At 44.5% G+C, this 15,948-nt stretch carries 19 protein-coding genes; 7 read left to right on the top strand and 12 right to left on the bottom strand.

Annotation, left to right across the window (positions count from 1 at the left end; translation table 11 throughout):
• Positions 1 to 18 precede the first annotated feature (18 nt).
• The 7 genes from ASG33_RS08165 (at position 19) to ASG33_RS25740 (ending at position 4,340) form a co-directional block, all read left to right on the top strand.
• The gene (locus ASG33_RS08165; RefSeq protein WP_056282377.1) at positions 19 to 273 is read left to right on the top strand and encodes a hypothetical protein; all 255 of its coding nucleotides are present in this window, start codon (positions 19 to 21) and stop codon (positions 271 to 273) included.
• Positions 260 to 814 carry a 3'-5' exonuclease gene (locus ASG33_RS08160; RefSeq protein ID WP_056282375.1) on the top strand — a complete coding sequence of 185 codons (555 nt, stop codon included), beginning with the start codon at positions 260 to 262 and terminating at the stop codon, positions 812 to 814. Before ASG33_RS08165 ends, ASG33_RS08160 begins: the two co-directional genes overlap by 14 nt.
• The gene (locus ASG33_RS08155; protein WP_056282371.1) at positions 787 to 1,143 is read left to right on the top strand and encodes a hypothetical protein; all 357 of its coding nucleotides are present in this window, start codon (positions 787 to 789) and stop codon (positions 1,141 to 1,143) included. The genes ASG33_RS08160 and ASG33_RS08155 overlap by 28 nt, the downstream gene beginning before the upstream one ends.
• On the top strand, positions 1,134 to 2,804 hold the full coding sequence (locus tag ASG33_RS08150; protein ID WP_082489116.1) for a DEAD/DEAH box helicase: 1,671 nt from the start codon (positions 1,134 to 1,136) through the stop codon (positions 2,802 to 2,804). The genes ASG33_RS08155 and ASG33_RS08150 overlap by 10 nt, the downstream gene beginning before the upstream one ends.
• Positions 2,801 to 3,295, top strand: a complete 495-nt coding sequence (locus ASG33_RS08145) for a DUF1643 domain-containing protein (protein ID WP_056282369.1) — start codon at positions 2,801 to 2,803, stop codon at positions 3,293 to 3,295. The genes ASG33_RS08150 and ASG33_RS08145 overlap by 4 nt, the downstream gene beginning before the upstream one ends.
• A gap of 259 nt (positions 3,296 to 3,554) precedes the next feature.
• Positions 3,555 to 3,887: a dATP/dGTP pyrophosphohydrolase domain-containing protein gene (locus ASG33_RS25875; RefSeq protein ID WP_162242733.1), complete on the top strand. Its 333-nt coding sequence runs from the start codon at positions 3,555 to 3,557 to the stop codon at positions 3,885 to 3,887.
• A 234-nt stretch (positions 3,888 to 4,121) separates the two neighbouring features.
• Positions 4,122 to 4,340, top strand: a complete 219-nt coding sequence (locus ASG33_RS25740; protein WP_157474617.1) for a hypothetical protein — start codon at positions 4,122 to 4,124, stop codon at positions 4,338 to 4,340.
• Here the strand turns inward: ASG33_RS25740 and ASG33_RS08130 are convergent.
• From ASG33_RS08130 to ASG33_RS08070, 12 genes are all read right to left on the bottom strand, one after another.
• Entirely contained in the window at positions 4,337 to 5,173 is an 837-nt protein-coding gene (locus ASG33_RS08130) for an SOS response-associated peptidase (RefSeq protein WP_056282360.1), read from the bottom strand. The genes ASG33_RS25740 and ASG33_RS08130 overlap by 4 nt on opposite strands.
• 3 nt (positions 5,174 to 5,176) lie before the next feature.
• A complete protein-coding gene (locus ASG33_RS08125; protein WP_056282356.1) occupies positions 5,177 to 5,419 on the bottom strand; it encodes a hypothetical protein in 243 nt (80 codons plus the stop codon).
• A gap of 29 nt (positions 5,420 to 5,448) precedes the next feature.
• Positions 5,449 to 5,973 carry a hypothetical protein gene (locus tag ASG33_RS08120; RefSeq protein WP_056282353.1) on the bottom strand — a complete coding sequence of 175 codons (525 nt, stop codon included), beginning with the start codon at positions 5,971 to 5,973 and terminating at the stop codon, positions 5,449 to 5,451.
• A gap of 1 nt (position 5,974) precedes the next feature.
• Positions 5,975 to 6,160, bottom strand: a complete 186-nt coding sequence (locus ASG33_RS08115; RefSeq protein WP_056282350.1) for a hypothetical protein — start codon at positions 6,158 to 6,160, stop codon at positions 5,975 to 5,977.
• A gap of 1,318 nt (positions 6,161 to 7,478) precedes the next feature.
• Positions 7,479 to 8,504: a patatin-like phospholipase family protein gene (locus ASG33_RS08105; RefSeq protein ID WP_056282343.1), complete on the bottom strand. Its 1,026-nt coding sequence runs from the start codon at positions 8,502 to 8,504 to the stop codon at positions 7,479 to 7,481.
• A gap of 1 nt (position 8,505) precedes the next feature.
• A complete protein-coding gene (locus tag ASG33_RS08100; protein WP_056282339.1) occupies positions 8,506 to 8,958 on the bottom strand; it encodes a DUF5675 family protein in 453 nt (150 codons plus the stop codon).
• Positions 8,959 to 8,968: 10 nt separating this feature from the next.
• Positions 8,969 to 9,424 (bottom strand): hypothetical protein, encoded by a 456-nt coding sequence (locus tag ASG33_RS08095; protein ID WP_157474614.1) that lies wholly within the window; start codon positions 9,422 to 9,424, stop codon positions 8,969 to 8,971.
• Positions 9,421 to 9,846 (bottom strand): hypothetical protein, encoded by a 426-nt coding sequence (locus ASG33_RS08090; protein ID WP_056282332.1) that lies wholly within the window; start codon positions 9,844 to 9,846, stop codon positions 9,421 to 9,423. Before ASG33_RS08090 ends, ASG33_RS08095 begins: the two co-directional genes overlap by 4 nt.
• Positions 9,847 to 9,952: 106 nt before the next feature.
• Positions 9,953 to 11,830, bottom strand: coding sequence for a hypothetical protein (locus tag ASG33_RS08085; RefSeq protein ID WP_056282329.1), 1,878 nt, complete (start codon positions 11,828 to 11,830; stop codon positions 9,953 to 9,955).
• 32 nt (positions 11,831 to 11,862) lie between these two features.
• Complete coding sequence (locus ASG33_RS08080) at positions 11,863 to 12,123, bottom strand: hypothetical protein (protein WP_056282326.1); 261 nt, start codon at positions 12,121 to 12,123, stop codon at positions 11,863 to 11,865.
• A 17-nt stretch (positions 12,124 to 12,140) separates the two neighbouring features.
• Positions 12,141 to 15,485, bottom strand: coding sequence for an SGNH/GDSL hydrolase family protein (locus ASG33_RS08075; protein ID WP_056282323.1), 3,345 nt, complete (start codon positions 15,483 to 15,485; stop codon positions 12,141 to 12,143).
• A gap of 22 nt (positions 15,486 to 15,507) precedes the next feature.
• On the bottom strand, positions 15,508 to 15,921 hold the full coding sequence (locus ASG33_RS08070) for a hypothetical protein (protein WP_056282320.1): 414 nt from the start codon (positions 15,919 to 15,921) through the stop codon (positions 15,508 to 15,510).
• Positions 15,922 to 15,948 lie beyond the last annotated feature (27 nt).

Raw genomic sequence — 15,948 nt, 5'->3', positions numbered from 1 at the left:
CAAAATTCATCAACAACAATGAAGAGAGGTACAGTTAAAAGTAAAGAAGCTGCTCCAAAAAGAGGAAAACAGAAACAAAATCTTGTTAATTCAAATGAGGTTTATTCAGGACCTATCAACCGATCGTATGCCGGCAAGAACAAATTTGGGGTGAGCGGGTCCGGCCATGTGTCCTTCCAGATATACTCTAAGCTGACATTGGAGCAAATGCAGCAGCGATACCCAGGGTCAACAATTCAAGCTATAAAGTACAAAGCTGATGCAGGTGTTTGAATTTGGACATATCATGGTCGACATTGAAACGATGGGCACAGGATCCCGATCTGCAATCATCGCCATCGCAGCGGTGGAATTTAATGTAAAAAATGGTATGACACGCCGAGCTTTTCACACTAATGTTTCACTGGATTCCAGTTTACGGGCTGGATTAGAATTGGATGCCGATACAGTAATCTGGTGGTTGCAGCAAAACGAAGAAGCACGTATGGCCATTGCTAAACCTGATGGCCAAAGTCTTTACGAAAGCCTTTTGCAATTGTCTGACTTCATATCTTCTTGCGGGAAGGATCAGATAGTTTGGGGCAATTCAGCAAGGTTTGATCTTGGCATTCTTCTGGACGCTTACGAAGCAACCGGACTTACGGCGCCGTGGACTTATAGGGATGAACGTGACGTAAGAACGCTCGTAAGTATCAATCCCGCCATTAAAGCTCAGGTGTCATTCTCCGGCACAAGGCACAACGCACTTGATGATTGCCATTATCAAATTCAATACTGCTCGGCGATATGGAGATCAATCAAATGCAGCTCATAGGCTCAATACTCGGTTCAGCCAGGTTTGACTTGCAAAACGAAAAAATCCTTCAAGCTCAGATTTCGGATCTGCTAGCAAGGAAAGGCATCGAACACACTCGCGAGGTCGAGTTAATCGAGGGCGACATCATTGACTTTATGATCAACGAAGTCGGAATAGAGGTGAAGATTTCCGGAGCCGCCAAGAGCATTTATCGCCAGTGCTGTCGCTACTGCGAGCACGATGCGGTCCAAACCTTTATACTCGTCACCAACAAAGCAATTACACTACCTCATCAAATCAACAATAAACCGACTTGCGTCATTAATTTAGGAAGAGCATGGCTTTAAAAACTTACGGAGAGATCTTTTACGACTATGGCGAAAAGAGGTTCTCCATTACCAAAGCGGAACCGCATGTGTGCATTAAACTTAAACAGCTTTTCCCAAAAATCCCTATTTCAGCATCAGTACCGTTTCACTTCAAAAATTCTCCGGAGATATGTGCTGACCTCGACTGGTTCATGCAGCGCTACCCGCTTTTTGTCTCAGACACTACTTTGGAACGGATTCAAAAAGGTAAGGAAAAGCATATTCAGGACATCAATGATGTCGAGCGGATCCATATGCCGGAATATACACCGCCCGTGGTGCTGTTGAATGGTGGATTCCAGGCAAGGGACTATCAGGTGCGGGCCAGCGAAACTTACCTGAAAGTAAAAAGGCTGCTAATTGGTGATGATTTGGGGCTGGGTAAAACACTTTCAGGAATTCTGTCCTTTCTGAACCCCGAAACACTGCCGGCCGTTGTCGTCGTCCAAACTCATATGACCGAACAATGGAGGAAAGAAGGGATAGAAAAATTCACCAATCTCAAAGCACATATCATTAAGGGTACAAAGCCCTATTCATTGCCGGAATCAGACGTTTATATTTTAAAGTACTCTTGCTTGGTAGGCTGGGTTAATACCTTCTCAGGAGGGGTGTTCAAGTCTGCAATATTCGATGAATGTCAGGAGTTCAGAAGGGATGCAAGCGAGAAATACAAGGCTGGCAAGGCACTTTCTCATTCAGTCGAGTTTTCACTTGGATTATCGGCGACGCCGATTTATAATTTTGGAGATGAGATTTACAACGTGATCAACCTCATCCATCCAGACGCACTGGGCAGCAGGGACGACTTTCTTAGAGAGTGGTGCGTGTCCCATGGGATGCATTATAAGGTTAAGGATCCAAAAGCATTGGGAAGTTATCTCCGCGACCGTTTCTTGTTTCTGAGAAGGACTAGGTCTGATGTGGGAAGAGAGCTTCCAAGTGTCAACAAAATCATCCATACTGTCGATTATGATCACGAAAAGGTGAAGCATTTTGAGACAATCGCCAAAAGTCTGGCCATGCGGGTATTAAATGCATCTTTCACGGAGAGAGGAGAAGCTGCCCGGGAGTTGGATATGTTAGCAAGGCATAATACGGGTGTATCCAAAGCACGGTATGTTGCTGAGTATGTCAAAATCCTTCTTGAAAACGACGAGCCTGTTGTATTGGCTGGATGGCATCGAGATGTGTATGAGATATGGCTCGAAGAACTTAAAGAATATAATCCCGTAATGTATACGGGCAGCGAGTCTGGTGCACAAAAGGAAAGAGCAAAACAGGCCTTTATGAAAGGCGAAACAAAGCTGTTTATCATATCCCTGAGATCAGGAGCAGGTTTAGACGGCCTTCAACATGTTTGTAATAACATTGTCTTTGGGGAACTGGATTGGTCACCAAAGGTTCATGATCAGGTTATTGGCCGTATAGATCGCGATGGTCAAGCTACCCAGGTCACAGCTCACTTCTTGGTAAGTGATTCCGGATCAGATCCCGTCATCATAAACCTACTCGGCTTGAAGGCTTCCCAGAGCAACGGAATTGTTGACCCTTTAAGCATCCCAGGTGAGCAGTTCTCTGATGATAGCCGGATGAAAGTTCTTGCTCAGCACTATCTCCGTATCAAGGAAAATACATGACAGGCCAACTATCGATTTTTGAAGACACATCAATTGTAGAAGCTGGTGCTGAAATCTCTGAATGTGGTCAGTATCGCTATAAGCTTTGGAGGATATGGGACAAAAGAAAACCACTGATTTTGTGGATAATGCATAACCCTTCGAAAGCTGACTCAGTATCCGACGATCCTACAATTAATAGGGTTACAGATTTTTCCAAGCGTTGGGGATTCGGGGGATTTTATGTTGGCAACCTTTTTCCATATCGAGAAACCAATCCAGATATTTTAAAGGGAATCAACATTGAAGAGCTTATACCACATGAAAATTGCCTAGCAATTAACGAGATGATTGCTTTGTGTGACTTTCATCTGTTAGCGCACGGCAATCCCGTGGTAAATCCGGGAAGGTGGCAACACGTCGCCAAATGGCATTATCTAAAATTAACCAAGTCTGGAAATCCAGGGCATCCGCTCTACTTGAAAGCAAACTTAAAACCAATTCCATTTTAACATGAGCAAACCATTCAAGAACTTATCAATAGGAGTAGTTCAACCGGAACCATACGAGCTTACTGATCAAAAAGTTTCGGCTTCCGCTTTGGTCAGAATTGCTGATGCAGTTGAGTCCATGTCCTCAAACTATGTCCAGATGCAACGGGATCTCGATTACTACAAAAAGGCAAATCGGGATCAGCAAAAAACATTAGAATCTCGTGACAATGTAATTCGGAGCCTAAAAGGCGTAGTGACACGATTGAAAAATCAGCGAATGAAGCAATCAACACGCATCGGAACCAAACACCTTGCCGATATGGAAACGGAGCGGTTGGCGTGGAGCTTGAAGACTTTTGCGGACGCAACACCCATTAGCAGCCTTCGCAAGCTGGAATCAGAGATTGCCGAGATCGAGAAGAATATCGAGGGTGGAATTAAAGATCCCGAAGAATACGCGGACGCAATGATGTGCCTTTTAGACAGTGCCGGAAGAGATGGTATTACAGTAGCAGAGATCTTATCCGCATTTGAAATAAAACTGGACAAAAATAAGCTTCGAAAGTGGCGCAAGAATCCGGATGATAGTTATTCGCACGTTAAGGATTAAATGATTGTTCAGTAGGCAAGATTATTTTGTGGTTGTGATTTTGAATAAAACTCAACTACGATAATGGAAAGCAATGCACTTACCCAGATAGGGGAAATAATTGATTTTGAAATCCACCTTTTAGATGATTCGCTATTAACAGCGGCACTAGGAACGCCAGCGCTATCCGCGTCAATGGAGGTAAAAGTTGGTGACGAATACTTGATCTTTGGAGGACCCCAACTATTCTGCTCCATGCCTAACTCAGACAGCTCCGACTTCGTAGGGCTGTTTATCGTGAAATGCTTTCAGGCTGTCCGCGTGCATACCACCCGAGAAATGGAAGGATCTCTGATAAAAGTGAAACTCGCCGACGGGAAGATAGTCGGCATTTCCTCGCTAGAAAATGACAACTTCTTCTATCCCGTTGGCGAGTTTGAAAAGCTTGAAAAAGGCGAAGATTCAGATGATTAGCCAAATAGCGAAGTCTGTGCTGGCGAGGTCGGCATATCCAGCGCAACCAGGTCATCATAAATGAACGGAACTGTTGGATCAGCAGATTTCAAAAACTCCTTCTCCACGGTACATGCTTCCATCTGCTCGGCTGGAAACTGATAAGTTGCAATCTCTGTAATCCGATCTTCGGTTAGATCATCCATCATCCACTCCCAGGCGAGCTCGTCAGTAAGAATGTCCGGCATGCGCTCTTTCGAATTATGGATCTTCGCCATAAGCGGATTTGCCGCTGTTGTAACCAGGCTCAATGTGTCTACTGTCTCGCCAGTCTCTTGGTCTGTCCACGGCTGCCAAATGCCGGCAATGTAAAAGTAAGGCTGCTCTTTTACCCCTATGTAATGCGGGTATTTATCAGCAGTCTTTTTCGGCTCTCCTGTTTTCTTGTTGATGGGATGAACGTGCCGCCATTCGAAGAATCCCGATGAAAGAATCAGGCACCTGTTTTTCAATGCTGCTTTCCGGTACATTTTACCTGGCAAAAGGAGCTCTTCACCTTTTGCATTCTGTGTAGTCAACGGCGGGTGAAACTTACCTGATGCATCCTTGTATCCACTTCGCATCTTTTTAACGTCGGCGCGAGTCTTCAAATAGGAAGGAATAAAGCCCCACTCCATCTGTACTATATCGAAGTTGTTTCTTACATCGTTCGGCTTCAACACCGCAACACCGCCGTATTCAAAGGCGGAAATCACAGGCCTGTTTAGAAATTCATAATTTTTGATTGACTTTTCCAGCTCCATTAAGGTGATGTACTCAGCTCTGGTTACTTTTTGTCCATTGTAATAGCACATAGCTCATTGCTTTTTGAAGTACTCAACGATTTTAGCTCCGATGGGTAGCGCTTCCGGTTGCCTTCCTTCGGGTATTGACATCCAAACTTTGCGACCATCGATCACTTTCGAGCGTGAAATCATCAGGTTTTTACGTCCATCCGGAAACTTAATTTCAAAAACTTTCCGGTTACTGATCGTATGTACTTTTATTTGAAGGATCATGCCTTCAAAGTCAAGTTCAAAGTCATCTGGAATAAACAGCATTTAGAAATTTTTATACCTAAAGTAGAAAATTACTCGCTACTCTTCCCGAATTCGCCTGGATTTCTAACAATCGTTACTTGGTTGATGTTGGTTGGATGATATACCCCGGATCGAAATCGAAGTATCAGTTTAGGCCGGTCAGGTCCAGGCTTGTAGGTGTGCAGCACATTTTCTTGCCCTCGCCTTAATGGAACAATATCTGCAACAATGTAAAGGCCAGGCGGGACAACGAATGTTTCTTCCTGAAATTCTGCCTGTGGAATTTGATGGTTAATGAACCGCTGCATAATGCCTTTGTCCAGCGACAGATTCAAAGCTTTAAAACTCTGCTCAATGCTATTCGCCATATGCTTACGCATAATATCAGATTGATCAACCTTCCTGTAAACCTCTCCAACCGTAACTTGTTGTAAAATCATCCGTTTAGAATAGGGATTTTTGGTGTCAAGAAAGCGATCAGGGAAGTTCAAGCATTCGACTATTGTACCGGCTTCCAGGTAAATCACATTTGTAATGGCCAGATAAGGCCTGTCGCGGTCTTCCCAATGTGCCATCTTACCTCATCCATTTAACACACGAGTTGATCTCCCACTTAGTAGTGTACTTAAACGTTACAACATAGGTTGCTCCATTTAATCCGTTTAGGTAGCTAGGTCCGTACTTCTTTGTATTGGGACTTAATTGGTTCAGATAGTCGATCGCTCCTGCGAGAAAGAACCGCTGTATCTCATGAGTTTCCATTGTTAATGATATTTTAAGTATCTGTAAAATGATCTTATTTATATCAAAAATATGGTCTCTGCTTACTTTGCGCAAGGAGAATGGAAGATTTATTTTTTATTCAGTACGTATAGCCTACTCACAGCTGAGACGATTTAAGAAGAAATATTAGATTTTTTATATCAGGTACACTCGCTATGGCAATGTATGTAATACATTGCCATAGCGAGTGTACCTACAACGGAAAAGTACAATTTTTAGCTGTGTTTCGGTGCGTAAAGGCGTTCCCATCGCTAACAGGAAAGGGAATAGCATTTGATCGAAGCGTATAGAGATTTTACAAATAGTCAATATTTTTTACAAATACTTAAAACTTTTGACCATTATACGTTTACGCGGATACTTGTCAGATATTCAGGAGGTTAACATCTTTATAGCTCAAACGAACCGTTAGTTAACAGACTGGTAGCCAGTTGTTTATTTAAAACATTGTAAATTTTATTGTAAAAATTTGCGTTAAATTAGAGGCAATTACCTCAGACCAATACTATCATGAATCAGCCTGTTATGAAAAGTAGGAGTACAACAAAAGGCGACAGAATGAAATGGGCGCCTGTTTCATCCTTCACGCTAGCTAGACCTACAAGTGAGATACTTGTTGGAAAAAGGCTATCTGATGATGACCTAAGAAGGAATTCTAACAATCGCACTAATCATCGTATCCCTTGAATTTTGATTTTCCGGGATATAAGATCAAGTTTATACAGAGAGATGTTTGCCGAAATGAGTGCGGTGGGCATCTCTCTACTTTTATTTACAAATTCTTCTCGCCAGTTACTGGATACAAATATATAATGCGTGTCGAGCACTACGAATTGGAAACATTTGCGATAAAATTTTATTGTCAAAAACACAGTAGCCACGATTATAAGTATTCCATAACAACGAATAAGGGAGATTTAGGCAATATTATGGCAACATGCCTATCTGCCGTCGAAGAAATACTGGCATTATTTCCAGATGCGTCTTTTGTTTTCCTGGGAGCTCCGTCCTATGACAAAAGGTCAAAAACAATAGAAAATAAAGTCCCCACGCAAAGATTCAAAATTTACAGATATATAGCCTCGAAATTAATCGGACGGGTTACTTTTGAGCACTTCGAATATGAAGCAGCATCCTCGTACTCTTTAATTAATCGCAGATGTGAGGATGTACCGAGTAAAGAGCGTATGATGGTTAAAATGTTTAGATTTACTTATCCGACGTTAAGAGATATGCAGATTTAATAAATCAGGGGCCAAAAGCCCCTTTTTTATGCAACTCACCAAATCGAACTTTATCATGCAGCCTTGTTAAAGTCATTGAAAAACTTACCGACGTCCTTGAAGCCATCCCCTATTTGCTCTACATAGCTTTCGTGACTGAAATCAAGCGGATCACGGTATCCTGAATAGATAATCTTTTCCAGCGGCACCAGGCGCCGGCCGGGAGCCTCCCCGTATTTTCTTGCCTCTTCGTTCCTGTCTTCAAGGCGAGCCAAATCATTTAATACAGCCTCATTCATCATAATTGAGAATGCCTGACCTCCTATCTTCAAAGGATTACTCAGGTCGGCCGAGTCCTGCATGGTTTCCTTGCTGCACATTACCGCAATGATCCGGTACTTCTTATTTGGGTCAAGCCTTGTCCAAATCGCATTTACGGGCGTTCCTTCTCTCATGCCGCCGTCTCCAAGATGTCCAAGCACCAAAGGCCAAAGAATCGGGATTGTAGTCGACGCAACAACATAGCGGCGTTCTTTTTCCAAATCACCGGCAAACTCAGCAACATCAACAGATAGCGGCTGTCCGGTTTTCATATCCACGACATTAATCAAGCATGGAATATCAAAGCCGGGGTTGAGCTTTTGCAGCTTTCCGACAGTCTCAAATAAGGGTGCATTGTCCATCAGTGCCGGCGCGCCAAGGAAGTTTTGAAGCAGTTGATCAAGCACCTTTTTTTGCCCACTTTTAAAAAGAAGCTTCGGCAAGTCAAATACATTAATACCTTTTAATAACACCTTCTTGATCGTATCCACATCTGGCCTGAGCCTGCCATTTTCCAGCTTTGCGAGACCTGGCTTCGTGATCTGTACTGCATTCTGGCTGTAAACCTCCGCATAAAGGTGTGAGGTGTAATCGAAAAGACCTTTTGAAAATGCATAAGCGTTCAGGGTTCCCGCACTCGTTCCGCAAACCATAGAGATTTTGAAGCGTTTAGCCAGCTCCATCAGCACGGTCCACTGCCAAATTCCGCGCGCTCCTCCTCCACTAAGCACTACAACCGTCTCCCGGTCGTCCTCAGGGTTTAATAAGTCTGTAAACATTTCAATATTCAGTTTTGATTGTACACCACACCTCAGACTTGGCACGTAGCGCAGCCTGTATCTGTGGAAAGAATGAGTTGAATAAATCCCGGCTCTGCGTGACACGATAGTCACCGGCTGAAAACAAATACTGCTTGCCAGGTAGCAAACACCCTTCCGTGTTCATGTGCGTATTACCAGTGTGTATCCGGATGCCGGAGAACCCTGGCACATGCAAAAGCAGCGGGAGTAGCTTCTTAAACCTGGTTGAATGGGTTACCGCAACCTTGTACCTTCCTACTGGTATTGCTGTGCGGGTTTTAACCTTTACCGACAAAATTTCACTTAATGGCATGCTTTGGCTGAGTCCCCTATCGGTATCCTCAACCAAGTAGCCGAGAAACTTTCCATCAATGAACAGCATGGACAGGGTAGAGTTTACACCCTTCCACTTACGAATGATTACAATTTCCATTTACCGTTATCTAAAACCGGCGTTTCCACCAGCTGCGTTTTTCTACCTTAATAGGCTTTATTTGTAAGGAATCTGTATTTACTTGGATCGGCTTCACAGGTGCAGGCAAGAGGAAGCTTACATCGATTTCAACGGGAGTAAGTTTCCGAAGAATCCAATTTTGGCGCATCTTCAAAATTTCGATCTTACCTTCGATACGATCACCTTTTTCAGCGAGCTTGTCGAACTTCTGCTCAACTTTTCCAGCCTTGGCATTTGTCGCCTCGATCAAACTATCATTAGAAGTGGGCTTCTTGTCTTCAAGTATGGACGTTGGTACTGGCTCCGGTGTTTGATCGACCTTTTGCGATGGGACAGTGTCCGCCTTGGCATCGGCATTTTTTTGCTGTGATGCCGATTGCTTCGCGCTCATTATTATTACGATCAACGTCAGCGACAGCATTGTGCTCATGATACGTGTTTTCATCGTTGTATGACCTCTTGGATCTTTTGGTTTGTTCCTGACACACTATCAAATTTCTTTTCAACGGTTGAGAGTTTACTGTTTACCACACTAGCCTTTTTGTCGATAGCATCGAATTTTTTACTAAATCCGAGGATTGCTTCATCGTCCTTCTGGCTCTTTTTTTCGTACTGATCAATCAGCTTTTCATAGAGCTTATAGGCGTCCGTCTTCGCCTCTGCTGTTATCTTATCCTCGCGATCCTGGCAGTCTTTTTTGACCTGTGCCAGCTCCTGCCGTGCTTCCTTTTCAGCGCCCCGCAGGGTGTAATAAAGAATAGGGATTACGCCCGCCAACACGACTATTACTACTGCCATTCCGTACACCAGTGCAAGACCGGGCTTCTTATCAGCCAAGTCAACCAACTTGTCCTCCTTATTCTCCATCTTTGCCGAGTGGGTTACATTTTCCAGAGCACGTAAAGCTGCCAGCATTCCGCAGCAAGCCCGATCACAGTTAAAGCCTGCTCAATCCTCAACTGTGTTTTTGAATTCATTTCAGGATTATTTTCACCTGCTTAGTTAATCCTCCTCCGCTATTAGACCATTTCCAGCGGAACTCCTGCATGCCGTACTCAGTCACCGTATGCACGACGGGACTACCCTGCTCAATTCCAGTCATACCGGAATTACTATCCAAGAACTCTGTTCTAAGCTTAAACAAAGCCTCGGACAATTGGTGTATTTTCGGAGGGTAGTACTTCATTGCAAAGTGTATAATGTCGCCACCCCGTATAAAGAAAGATCGCCCAAAAGTATATAGTATGTTGCCATTCAAATCTGTTTCAAGAGGCGGGTTTCTCTGTTGGCTAGCGGAAATATCATCGGGATCAAATTCAATTGCCGTGTCCGATCCAGAGAAAGTTCCGATATTTAAATCGGTCGCCATGAGTTTAGAGTCCTGAGATCCGGCATCTCCCTCGCTGCTGTAAATGATATCAGGCTGATCCGCACTGCCTGCCGAGAAAATCTTGTCCAGCTTTGTGCTAAAATTGAATACCCCTGACGGCGCCCCGACGCCGGCGTACATTGTTGATGACCTCATACCACCCTCTCTGACCCCCTGGACAAACGCTGTGTGAAAATCTCGCAGTCCCTGGGTTTGAAAATCACCCCACAGCTTACCAACAGGAGATTTAAGTATATCTGCGAATTCCCATATGTCGGTTGATATTACTTTACGGTTACCCCTTTCATCGGGTTCCCCCCAAACAAGAGGTTGATAAACGGGCGGCTGGCCTCCGCTATAACTTCGCCAGGCCTCTAAATCCGCGTTGCTATATCCAGTAGTTATAGTCGGACTTTCGTCGTGCACCAACTGGAACTCTTCCGTGAGGGCAGTAACAGTCGCCATATAATCAGCATTGCAATTAGCTTTCAAGAACTGTGCCATGTGCTTAGCTGCTCTCTTAAACTCAAACTGAGCCACTTTACTGTGCATTGATGGGCAGTACGTTAGGTAGGTCGTTAGCTCCTGAATAGATCCTTCTGCATACCATCTTTTTCCGCTTGCCAATGTTGCCTTGTGATCATCCGGGATCATAGTGTCATACACCTTCTTCCCATTGACAATCTCGAATTCCCTCCTGTAAGGAAGAAAAGCCACGTTTAATATCAAGCCCCTTGCATTGCAATAGTTAGCGATCCTTTTTAGTATCCCGTCATTGAATTTCCCCTTTGTTGGCTCATACTCAAACCACTTGATGTTAACCCTGATGCCATCGATGCCCTTAAACCTGGTTCCGTTGTATTCAAGGTTCAGGAAGCTTTCAATTGATTCCTTCCATTCAGGAGAAAGCCCGTCCGGATCGTTTTCATTCCAACCATAGCCGGTAAGCCCCATGTAGATATGCTTCTTACCTGTGATACCAACAGGAGGCGGACTAACCCCTCCCCCTGTACCCGAATTCACGTCAGGCACGTCAAACGGAATACTATACACGTCGCTACGGCAGGTATTTCCTGAAAGGCTCAGGGTATAAGTACCAGGACGCAAACCAGCATAAGTAATTTGCTCAGTATTGCTGACTGGCTTGACTGATCCAAACGCGACGCGCTCGGTGCCACGGTAGATTGAATAATCCCACCCAAAGACTTCGTCACCATCCCATAGCACATCTGCATGCGTCGAGGTGATGTTAAAAACCCGATCAGGACGCGGCCCTCGCTTGCAAACGGGAAGCCCAACAGGCGGATTCGTTACGGGTCCTGCCGGATCGGTTGGCTTCATGGCCAGCTTACTGATTATGCTGTCGGTCTGAGCCTTCGTGTAATAATTTGAAAGATCAACTGTTCCGGAAACTTGGATTTTCTGCGACAGCGCGCATAGCGGCAGTATGGCAAATAGCCATAACGAAAGTAGTTTTTTCATGAATTTGTTTGTTGATGAATCGCGCTTTGGGGTTAAATCCCCAGGTCTTTTAATAACTTCTTAGCGTCCTTATTCTCCGGGTCGTGCGAGTTGATCAACCTTTTGATCAGCTTCGGCAGGACCGCCGCAAAGTGTGGCTTTTCCTTCAAAGCCCGGTCGAGATCCGCTTCATCCTGGAAGTTCAGAGAAACAGAATCATTAAAATTGTGAGTTGTTGGCTCTGCGCCGCTAATATCGGCATAGTTCACGTGGACGCTGATACCGATGTGGTTGATTTTGAGTTGGTTTATCATATCGTAGTTGTTTTGTCTTACTCTCTTGCCTTCTGAATGGCCCCGTAATAAATAGTCCCCATTTGACTAATGAACCCATCCGCTCCCAAATGCACGAAATCTTCCATGAATCTTTCTCTTGCGCTTCCAGTATAACCATCAAAGGGGACAACATCTGTTGCGTCATATCCATATTCTCGATCCACAGTTGAGTGATAATCTGCAATGATCAGCCCCTCTGCCTCCCGGTTCGAGTATGTCGATATAATGGACTTTGCCAAAAGCCAGTACCCTCTTTTCTTTCGCTCTGTTTCGTAGGTGCCGATACCCCCTTGCTTTCCGGAACTCACAGGAACGCCGATGATTATTTTTACTGATGGGTTATCGGCCTTAATAGAGGCAATCGTGGCATCCATTTGGGATTTGTAAGTGCTCCAAAGTCCATCAAAATTTGCCGGAGTAGCGTTGGTAAAATCGTTCGTACCCATTAGGATATGAACAATGTCAGGCATATCCAAAGAATACAAGGTTCTGTACTTGGCGAAGTTGAACGTGAACGTAAGTCCGGTGACGGTTACCCACGCAGATCCATCCCATCTCTTAAAAACTGACTCCGCATTTATATACATCACATCATTCGTCGCGGGAGAGATAAGTAGGCCCGTGGTTCCGTTGTAGAGCGCCCTAATAGCAGGATCAACATTTCCCCAGTCATAATTTGTAAGACCGGATATGTTAGGGTTGGTAACTGCATTTATCCAATAGTCTGTATTCCCATAGTACTTATAGGGCGCTTGTGGTTGCATGAATGGTGCAAAAATGTCTGTTTTCAGTGTATGGTAGCTACTCATTGTCCATCCACCTCTTCCTTCCGACTTGCGCGACGGAGTACTTGCAGTTGCGTTCCTCATACCGATGAACGTTAATCCAGACCCAGCAGGGCTCGCTACGATCTGATCTGCAAACGTTGACCGGAGCGTGTAGCTATCCCCGAAATTGATTACTTTCTTGCTTGTGTTGAGGTTTTGATCAACCGGTTGAACAGTAAAGCTTACACTGTTAACCTGAACATAATCATCATTGTAAACGGTGGCAGCGCCCGCAATCGATGACAGAGAAGCAGAGCTTGATGTCTGCTTGAATTTCATCCCACGTCCTCGGCGGTTGATCTGAGTTAAGCTTGTAATGCTCGGTAGGTTAATATCCGTTTTCCCAACTCCGTCTACCGTATAATTCTTATGAATATTCTCTGTGTAAATAGATAATTCCTTCTGGCGTGGTAAGTAATATTTCGGAGCCAGGACTGGCGCGGTGTATGTAGGGCCTTCTACAACGACAACCGGATCAGGAACCTTTCTTTTTGACCAAACAGGAAGCCCCTCTATCTTATCGAGTATGAAGCCGTATGGGTTATACTCAGTAGAAGCTGTACCCTCCTCAAATTGGTACCGATCCCATTCTGCCAAAGATACCATTGTTCTTATGTAGGCCGCATTCGCCGGAGAAGTCTGTGTTTTATTCTGGTCGGCATTCGTGCTTCCCGAAATATAAACTTTCGATGCAGTATACCATGCAATTTGATTTTTGTAGGTCATGGTATAGGCGGTACTCGGCTTCACAGGGATGAATCCTGTTGTATTATAAAGCGGGCTTGATACTAAATTCCCTGTCAAAGAGTTTACGTAGAACAGCAATGCAACATCTGGATCCGAGGGATTGAACAGGTTCTTTGACCGAGAGTATGACAAGTTTCCAGACGTTAAGACAGACTTGGGGTCGATGGATTTTGAAATAACTGGCGAACCGGATATGGGTGTAACGTACCAGCCGTGTGGCTCATAGTCCGTTTTCGCTGAACCCAATTCCACCTGGAGCTTCTCCCAGGACGCATCGGTAATATTAATTGACACTTTCAGGTACGCTGTATTTGCGGGAGCAATCTGCGGCATTGAAGTGCCTATATATCCACTCAGAAAAGCATTGGAGGCATTGTAGTAGATAATCCTGACATTCCCCATCGTTGTGGATGAGACAACAAAGCTTTGTCCGGCAGTTATGGGGATAGCGTGCGTGGTGTTATGGTTGACGCTCGCGACAACCCCACCTGTTGCATTATTGATATAACTACCAATTAAATTACCTGCGTCGGAAATGTTGAAAAGGTTCTTCGACTTCGTATAGTTGATTTGATCAGCGGACAAACGAGCCGCAGGGGCAAGCGTACTTGCCTCGCCAGCTTTCTCTGCTACCAAGGCCTCGCTTGCAACAATTGGGATATCCTTACTTGTAGCGAGGATTTTTTGAAATTTTCTCCAATCATTTTTGGTCGCTCCAAATTCTACTTGCAGCTTAGCCCATGGCGTATCAGAAGTATTAACTGAAACCCTGATAAAGGCGGTATTAGCCGGAGCTACCCTCGCAACTGCTGGGCCAACATACCCGCTCAAAAAGGCATTCGAAGAGTTGTAATAAAGGATTCGAATATTACCGGTGATTGTTGAGGACACGATAAACGTTTGCCCTGCAGACATCGGAATAAAGTGTGTCGTGTTGTGGTTCGCACTCGATATTTGAGATCCGGTAACATCGTGGATATAGCTACCAATAATATTGGAAGGATCATTTATATTAAACAGGTTACGCCCTGATGTGAACATATCGGTCTTGTCATAAGAGACAGTTCCCTCTGCCGGCACTAATGCGCTCGCCCGGTAAATCCACTGTGTTCCGTTCCAGTTGAATACATCCCCTTTGGATGCCGAAACTGATGTGCCAGTTATTGACGTTGAGCCCGGGACAGATACAACGTATGCATCTCCTGAGACCTTGGATATAGATGATAAGTTTGGGTTGTTTGCCGGTACGTCCCAATTTCCCTTTACCCTGAATCCTTGGGAAACTAACTGTTGGAGTGAAAGAAGCTCAGTTTTAACCTGACTAGCGGCTTGCATAGCTGCTGCGGCATCTCCTACCACACTAACACGGACAGTGCCCGTTGAGGGAAGCGAAACAGACTTGGTTACATTGGTGGGAACTCCTATCCCTATTGTTGGGTTTAGTAACGCCCCCAAAACATAATCCCCTTTCAACTTTATAAAGAAATAAGGATTCCTGCTTAATGGTGCGAGCTGTTGCTTTGCCAGTGTGAACTTTAGGGTGTCACCAGACACGAGAACCTGAGTAGAATCCGACAGCTTTTTGTTGTTGTTCCAGATTTCAACGATAGGTGATTGAATGTCATACCCTTCTGGCATGATAATCGTAACAGGTAACGGCGCTTCCTTGAACACGGTGAACGTGCCCATACTGGACGGCAGGTTGCTGGTCTGGGCAGCTGCCATGTAGGCATAAAGCCAGGCAATCAGAAATATTAAGCGCTTCATGTTGTTGATGAAATTGGTTTTATTATGCAGTTATTTGTTCCCCTTTACCCGTAATCACAAAACCCTGGAAAATCGGCAGAAAGCTCTCATCTACATTGCTGGGTACTTCATTGCAGATATGACCTTTAATCTCGAACCGCTCTTCGGTAAATAGAGCTTTCAGCTCCGCTCTAACCTTTTTGATGTCCTCTTTCTTAAACTGGTACTCCCTTTGACCTTTTGAATTGTGGGTGAAAAGCACAGAGCCGTTGGCATCCACATTGGCATGCTCCAACTCGATATCCTCTTTCAAATCCTGATATTCCTGAAAGCAGGGAGATATGCGGCTGAGTACTTTTTCAAGTGCATATTTAAACTTGGTATCCTCCTTGTGTTCTTTCAGGTACTGTGAAGAAGCATTGTAGAACTCCTGGATGCGCTTAATACTTGTTTTCATTCTTCGATTTGATTTTTATTGTTGATG

Source organism: Dyadobacter sp. Leaf189, from assembly GCF_001424405.1.
GTDB lineage: Bacteria > Bacteroidota > Bacteroidia > Cytophagales > Spirosomataceae > Dyadobacter.
Note: the sequence above shows the minus strand (reverse complement) of the source record. Positions and strands in the feature narration are given on the sequence as shown.

Bases quoted from the DNA above. Each gene is read 5' to 3' on its own strand.
- ASG33_RS08165 (WP_056282377.1), top strand. From the start codon at position 19: ATGAAGAGAGGTACAGTTAAAAGTAAAGAAGCTGCTCCAAAAAGAGGA.
- ASG33_RS08160 (WP_056282375.1), top strand. From the start codon at position 260: ATGCAGGTGTTTGAATTTGGACATATCATGGTCGACATTGAAACGATG.
- ASG33_RS08155 (WP_056282371.1), top strand. From the start codon at position 787: ATGGAGATCAATCAAATGCAGCTCATAGGCTCAATACTCGGTTCAGCC.
- ASG33_RS08150 (WP_082489116.1), top strand. From the start codon at position 1,134: ATGGCTTTAAAAACTTACGGAGAGATCTTTTACGACTATGGCGAAAAG.
- ASG33_RS08145 (WP_056282369.1), top strand. From the start codon at position 2,801: ATGACAGGCCAACTATCGATTTTTGAAGACACATCAATTGTAGAAGCT.
- ASG33_RS25875 (WP_162242733.1), top strand. From the start codon at position 3,555: ATGAAGCAATCAACACGCATCGGAACCAAACACCTTGCCGATATGGAA.
- ASG33_RS25740 (WP_157474617.1), top strand. From the start codon at position 4,122: ATGCCTAACTCAGACAGCTCCGACTTCGTAGGGCTGTTTATCGTGAAA.
- ASG33_RS08130 (WP_056282360.1), bottom strand. From the start codon at position 5,173: ATGTGCTATTACAATGGACAAAAAGTAACCAGAGCTGAGTACATCACC.
- ASG33_RS08125 (WP_056282356.1), bottom strand. From the start codon at position 5,419: ATGCTGTTTATTCCAGATGACTTTGAACTTGACTTTGAAGGCATGATC.
- ASG33_RS08120 (WP_056282353.1), bottom strand. From the start codon at position 5,973: ATGGCACATTGGGAAGACCGCGACAGGCCTTATCTGGCCATTACAAAT.
- ASG33_RS08115 (WP_056282350.1), bottom strand. From the start codon at position 6,160: ATGGAAACTCATGAGATACAGCGGTTCTTTCTCGCAGGAGCGATCGAC.
- ASG33_RS08105 (WP_056282343.1), bottom strand. From the start codon at position 8,504: ATGTTTACAGACTTATTAAACCCTGAGGACGACCGGGAGACGGTTGTA.
- ASG33_RS08100 (WP_056282339.1), bottom strand. From the start codon at position 8,958: ATGGAAATTGTAATCATTCGTAAGTGGAAGGGTGTAAACTCTACCCTG.
- ASG33_RS08095 (WP_157474614.1), bottom strand. From the start codon at position 9,424: ATGAAAACACGTATCATGAGCACAATGCTGTCGCTGACGTTGATCGTA.
- ASG33_RS08090 (WP_056282332.1), bottom strand. From the start codon at position 9,846: ATGGAGAATAAGGAGGACAAGTTGGTTGACTTGGCTGATAAGAAGCCC.
- ASG33_RS08085 (WP_056282329.1), bottom strand. From the start codon at position 11,830: ATGAAAAAACTACTTTCGTTATGGCTATTTGCCATACTGCCGCTATGC.
- ASG33_RS08080 (WP_056282326.1), bottom strand. From the start codon at position 12,123: ATGATAAACCAACTCAAAATCAACCACATCGGTATCAGCGTCCACGTG.
- ASG33_RS08075 (WP_056282323.1), bottom strand. From the start codon at position 15,485: ATGAAGCGCTTAATATTTCTGATTGCCTGGCTTTATGCCTACATGGCA.
- ASG33_RS08070 (WP_056282320.1), bottom strand. From the start codon at position 15,921: ATGAAAACAAGTATTAAGCGCATCCAGGAGTTCTACAATGCTTCTTCA.